The following is a 5800-nucleotide window of genomic DNA, read 5'->3' as shown; positions in this document are numbered from 1 at the left end:
ATCGGCGGTCCGGTCGTGTCGGAGATCGTCGTCGCACCGTTGACGGTGAAGCTGCCGGCGACATTCTCGAGCACGACACCCGACGTGCCGCCGCTCTGGCTGATCGAATCCAGCACGACATGCGCGGTGATCGGATCGGATGAAGACGGCGGTGCCGCCATTGCCCGATACAGTACCGCCGGTGGTGGTGAACGTGCCGCCGGTCGACGTGCCCTGCACGGTGATGCCGCGGTCGGTATTGTCCTGCGCATTGACGATAGCGAAAGTGTAAGTGCCCTTGCCGGTGATATCGAGACCGTCGTCGAGATTGCCCTGCAGCAGCGTCGTGCCGGTGAAATTGTAGGTGCCGTCGCCGTCGATATGCAGGCCGTCGAGGCCGTTGCCCGTGGCGGTGAAGTTGGAGCCGGTGATGCCGGTCGAGCTGCCCGTGAAGTTGGCGCCGTTGCCGCCCGCGCCGGTGACCGTCACATTGGTCAGCGTCGCGCCGGTGATGTTGTTGCCGAAAATGCCGTCGGCGCCGCCGGTGATGGTGATGCCGTTGAGCGTGTTGCCGTTGCCCAGCGTGATGACCGGGTTGGCGACGTTGGTGCCCTGGATCGTGCCGTCGCTACCGCCCAGGTTGAAGGTGCTGGTGCCGCCGCCGAAAAGCCTGGCGGTGACGCTTTCGCCGCCGCCGATGACGGTCTGTCCATTGGCAAGCGTCACGCCGCCGGTCGTCAGATTGCCGTTGCCGCCAAGCGCGACGACAAAGCCGTTCGCACCCGACTTGGTCACGGCGTCGTCCAGAGTCGTCGGGTCGGCCAGCGTGCCGGCGCCGGCGAGGCCGCCATCGGCGAAATAGAACTTGCCGAAGGCGGCATTGGTGGCGGCGTTGATCGCGACACGCGTCGTCGTGCCGCCGGTCAGCGTCTGCGACTGGACGCGGACGCCGATGTCGCCACGCACGCGCTCGTTGACGCGCTTGCGCAGGCCTTCGCTGACCGGATAGACCGGCTCCGGCCCGCTGTCGGCTCCATTGTCCGAGCCGCTGCCGGGATTGAACGGGATGTTCAGCCGCACACTGCCGGCGAACTGGGTGTCGTCGCGATTGTCGTTGCGGACCTCGCCGGCGAAGACCAGTTCCGTGTTGCTGCCGAAGACATCGCCGATCGTATACTCGAACCCAGCCTTGGCGCCGGTGACGCTGCCGTCGTCGCCATGCGGATCCTCGAAATGATAGCCGCCAATGTCGAGCCGCAGCGAGTGCTTGTCGGGCAGGTTGACCGGCACTTGCGCACCGATCTCGCCCTCGATGCCCCACGCCGCGTAGTCGCGATGGTCGAGGACAGAGATCTGCTCGATCAGCTGGTTGCTGACCATCGACAGGGTCGAGCTGGTCGAATGATCCGTCGAATCGCCCTTGATCGGCAGGTAGACGTTCACATGCGCATCGAAATGAGGCGTGATCGCCTCGGCGCCCAGCGTGACCGCGGTGAACTGGGTGGAGTTGTAGTTCTCGAGGTTGAGATAGGCGTAGCCGCCGATCATCAGGTCGGGGTTGACGATGCGGCGAATGCCGAGGCCGACATCCTGGCCGGAACCATCCTTGAAATCGTGCTTGGCCCGGACATCCAGGAACAGCACGGATTCGGCCGTCTGCTTGAGCGGGATGAAACCTTCGAGCGCGGCGTTGCCGCCATTGTTGTCGGCGCCGATGATGGCGCGGATCTGCGGCTGCCACAGCCCGTTGGGATCGCCATGGGCGGCCATGCCTGAAAGGGCGAGCGCCAGCGTCGTCAGCGCCGTCGTCTTCCAGAGATGCCTGGCGATTCGCGAACGGCGATAGCCGGCGCGAACGTGGAAATCCTCCCCACGCGCCGCTATCTCACCAACTTGCCGAGAAGTCTCGGTAGTTCCCATCCCTGGCGAGTCCTTCGGGGACTACACGCGCCCCGTGCAAACTCTTACTCGAATTCTATTGTATAGCGAGTCTCTGACGCTTCGATTTCTGAGGGCTTCCTGCAAAATTGTTCGCTGTATCCGAAAAGTCACAGTAATTTCGCCGGCTTGCTTGCCTCCGGCTCGGCTTTCGGAACAGTCGCCAGTGTTGTATCAAGCCATGCTCGGGAGAATACCGGGGCGCGGCGAGGAAACATGCAAGGCATCCGGCAAAACAACATGGCACTTACTTTAGACAAGTCTAATTTACTTGGCATGGCCGCGGGGCTGGCCGCCCTGTGGCTTGGTCTGGCCGCCGGCCCAGCCCTTGCCGAAGATGCCAAGCCGGCCCAGCCAAAGCCGGCTGAAACCAATGCAAAACCGGCCGATGCCAATCCGTGGGCAGTGAACTGCTCCTCCGGTTCGGCGACCACCGAGCTTCAGTGCCAGGTGTCGCAGAACCTGACCGAGGCCAAGACCGGGCAGCGCGTGCTGACCGTGACCGTGCGCCGCGACAACGGCAATGGCAGCCTCGCCATGCTGCTTGCCCTGCCGCACGGCCTGTTCCTGCCGTCCGGCGCCTCCTTCCAGATCGACCAGGGCCAGAAGACGACGATTGCCATCCAGACCAGCGACCAGAACGGCGCCTATGCCGCCACGCCGTTGTCGGCGGATCTCATCAAGGCCATGAAGTCCGGGACCAATCTGAACATCGGCATGGAATCGGTCACCCGCAAGCCGGTCACCATCCCGGTGTCGCTGGCCGGCTTCACCGCCGCTGTGGCCAAGCTGGAATCGATCAAGTAGCTGCTGTCAGCGGCTTGATTGTCGATGCCCGGAATGCTCCGTTGCCGCTTCGGACAGTGGAGAAACCCATGACAGGCTTTGTCGATCGCCAGCGCGCGGCGCAACTGATGGACCGCGCCGGCATCGAGGCGCTGGTGCTGTGCGCGCCTGAGGCCTTCCACTATGCGACCGGAGCCTCGATCGGGCCGTCGGGACTGTTCCGGCGCGCCGGCGCCGGCTTCGTCGTCATCCCCGCGGGCCAGGACCTGCCGATGGGCGTCGTGGTGGCGGATTTCAATGCGGGACAGCTGCAACTGGCTCTGTCGGATGCCGTCATCCGCAGCCACCCGATCTGGATCGAAACCGCCACGCTTGACGCCTCGACCGCAGGGCAAGGGCTGGCGCAACGCGTCGAGGCCGGCCTTGCCTCGTCTGGCCGGGCGCCTGGTTTTTCCCGGCCGGCAACATTCGAACTTGCCCGTTCCGTCCGCGAACTGAAGGAGATCCTGAGCGGGTTCGGACTTGAGCGCGCAAGGATCGGCGTCGATCTCGATTTTATTCCCGCCGCCGATCTCTCGGTCATGCAGGCGCTGCTGCCGGGCTGCACGATGGTCGACGGCTCGGCCGTGCTCGACAGGTTGCGGGCCATCAAGTCGCCGCGTGAGATCGATCTGCTCCAGCAAGGCATCATCCTGTCGGAAGCCGGGCTGGAGCGGCTGCAGGTCGATGCCATGGCCGGCATGCGTCAGGGCGATCTCATTGCCCTCTATCGGCAAGGCGTCGCCACGGCCGCGTCCGGCCTGTCCCATCCGGTCGCCACAGCCGAATATGTGACGCTGGGCGCGAAGGCCAAAAGCACCGATGCGAAAGCCATGCCTGGCGATCCGCTGAAGTGCGACATGGTCTGCACGGTCGGCGGCTACGCCTCCGACATGTCGCGCAATTTCACCTTCGGATCGCCATCCGCCGAGCAGGCCGAACTGCACGCGATCGCCGAGCGGGCCTTTGACGACGGGCTGGCCGCGCTTGTTCCGGGAGCCACGCTCGCCCACGTGCATCGCGTCGCCACCGACAGCCTGGCGCGGCAAGGGCTGCGCACCTACCGCCGCGGTCATTTCGGCCATGGCGTCGGCCAGTCGGTCTTCTCGGAGCAATGGCCGTTCATCGCCGCCGATAGCGATGTCGTCATCGAAGCCGGCATGGTGCTGGCCTTCGAGATCCCGCTCTACATAGACGGCCTCGCCAGCTTCAATCTCGAGGACCAGTTCCTGATCACACCGGATGGGCCCAAGCCGATGAACCGCCTGCCGAGGCGGCTGGAGAGGATTGGCTAGCGAGGCTGGTGGAGGGTGCTTGCCGTTTTCACCATCGCACTCTACGGCGCCCCCCTCTGCCCTGCCGGGCATCTCCCCCTCAAGTGGGGAGATTGACTGTTTCGGCGTCGGTCTTCGTCTTTCAACGTCGAAAATTGGCGAAGGTGGTTGTGACAGCCGATCTCCCCACTCGAGGGGGAGATGTCCGGCAGGACAGAGGGGGGCGCTACGGAACTCGGCGGTGCGTGCCTCGCAGCAACTAACCACTCACCGCCGGCCTTCTCCCCCTCCACGGCATCTCCTGCTCCAGTTGCGCCGACGCAGCCAGCACCGTTGCCTCGTCGCCGTAGCGGCCGACCAGTTGCACCCCGATCGGCACGCCGTCTTTCGACCAGCCGAGCGGCAGCGAGATCGCCGGCTGGCCGGAGATGTTGAAGGGGAACGCAAACACCGAATCCGCCCATTTGGCGTTGTAGCGGTCGATGTCCGTCTCCGACATGTCGTAATAGCCGAACGGGCGCGGCAGCTGCGTCAGGGTCGGGGTGATGAAGAGATCGTAGGCGCCGAGGTCGCCGACGATGTCGCGGCCGACCTGCCTGAGCTGCTCGACATCGGAGATGTGCCTGGTGCCGCTGGTCGAGCGGCCGCGCTCGATGATTGCCCAAGTCACCGCCTCGACATCGCTTGGCGTCACCGGCCGGCCGATCACCGTTTCAAGGTAGTCGAACGTCGCCGCCGTCTGCACGCAGGTCATGTTGGTGTAGGTCTTCCACACACCATTGGCGTCGAGCGGCATATCATGCTCCTCGACATCGTGGCCGAGCCGCTCGAGCGCAGCCACGGTTGCCAGCACCGCCGCCTTCACCTCCGCATCGATCGCCGTGCCGTTGGGTGGCGTGACGGAAAAGCCGATGCGCAGCTTCTTTGGCGCCCGTGCCGACAGGCTGAGCCAAGAACCATCGGGCACCGGCGGCGTATAGGGGTCGCCCGGCAGCGCGCCGGCAACCGCGTCGAGATAGGCCGCCGTGTCGCGCACGGTGCGCGAGCAGCACAGGAAGTACGCGCCGCCATACCAATAGTCGCCGAACGGGGCGAGGCTGACGCGGCCGCGCGACGGCTTCAGGCCGACGATGCCGCAGCAGGAGGCCGGGATGCGGATCGAGCCTGCGCCATCGCTGGCCTCGGCGATCGGCACCATGCGCGAAGCGATGGCCGCGGCAGCGCCGCCGCTCGAGCCGCCGGGCGTGATGCCTTCCTTCCACGGGTTCTTGGTCACACCGTAGAGTTTTGGTTCGGTGGTGATCGACCAACCGTTCTCCGGCGCGTTCGACTTGCCGACCAGCACCAGCCCGGCCGCCTTCATGCGGCGAACGACCTCGGTGTCGAAATCGGCAACAACATCCCTGAGGTAGAATGAGGAGTTGGTGTTCGGTGCCCCGGTCCAGGACGAGGCCAGCTCCTTGAGCAGGAACGGCACGCCGGCGAAGGGCGCTGATGTGTCGACCGTCTCGGCCTGCGCCCGCGCCATGTCGTAGAGGCGATGGATGACCGCATTGAGCACCGGGTTGAGCCGTTCGACCAGCGTGATCGCCGCCTCGACCAGTTCCGCCGGTGAAACGTCGCCCCGCTTCACAAGTGCCGCAAGGTCGAGCGCGTCGGCCTCGGCATAGGTTTTCAGCAGACTGTCGGTGACCATGTCTCTCTCCCGTCGTTCGTTGATCTTGCCAACGTTGGCGCCGCCCCTCATCCGCCTGCCGGCACCTTCTCCCCGTATAGTGACGGGG

4 protein-coding genes are annotated in these 5800 nt (G+C 65.1%); 2 read left to right on the top strand and 2 right to left on the bottom strand.

The features are described 5' to 3' along the window. A partial coding sequence (locus EOC06_RS43405; protein WP_245470012.1) for an inverse autotransporter beta domain-containing protein occupies nt 1-1899 on the bottom strand: 1899 nt, incomplete at its 3' end. A gap of 258 nt (nt 1900-2157) precedes the next feature. Between EOC06_RS43405 and EOC06_RS24565 the strand changes: the two genes are divergently transcribed. Both EOC06_RS24565 and EOC06_RS24560 read left to right on the top strand, forming a co-directional pair. Continuing rightward, a complete protein-coding gene (locus EOC06_RS24565) occupies nt 2158-2724 on the top strand; it encodes an invasion associated locus B family protein (RefSeq protein WP_245470011.1) in 567 nt (188 codons plus the stop codon). Between the two features lie 68 nt (nt 2725-2792). Then, the gene (locus EOC06_RS24560) at nt 2793-4037 is read left to right on the top strand and encodes a Xaa-Pro peptidase family protein (protein WP_128309006.1); all 1245 of its coding nucleotides are present in this window, start codon (nt 2793-2795) and stop codon (nt 4035-4037) included. 238 nt (nt 4038-4275) lie between these two features. On the opposite strand, the gene EOC06_RS24550 is transcribed toward EOC06_RS24560, so the two are convergent. Next, nucleotides 4276-5800 (bottom strand): amidase (locus EOC06_RS24550; RefSeq protein ID WP_306462362.1); only part of this gene is annotated, 1525 nt, incomplete at its 5' end.

Source organism: Mesorhizobium sp. M7A.F.Ca.MR.362.00.0.0 (assembly GCF_004023175.1).
GTDB lineage: Bacteria > Pseudomonadota > Alphaproteobacteria > Rhizobiales > Rhizobiaceae > Mesorhizobium.
Note: the sequence above shows the minus strand (reverse complement) of the source record. Positions and strands in the feature narration are given on the sequence as shown.

Bases quoted from the DNA above. Each gene is read 5' to 3' on its own strand.
- EOC06_RS24565 (WP_245470011.1), top strand. From the start codon at position 2,158: ATGGCACTTACTTTAGACAAGTCTAATTTACTTGGCATGGCCGCGGGG.
- EOC06_RS24560 (WP_128309006.1), top strand. From the start codon at position 2,793: ATGACAGGCTTTGTCGATCGCCAGCGCGCGGCGCAACTGATGGACCGC.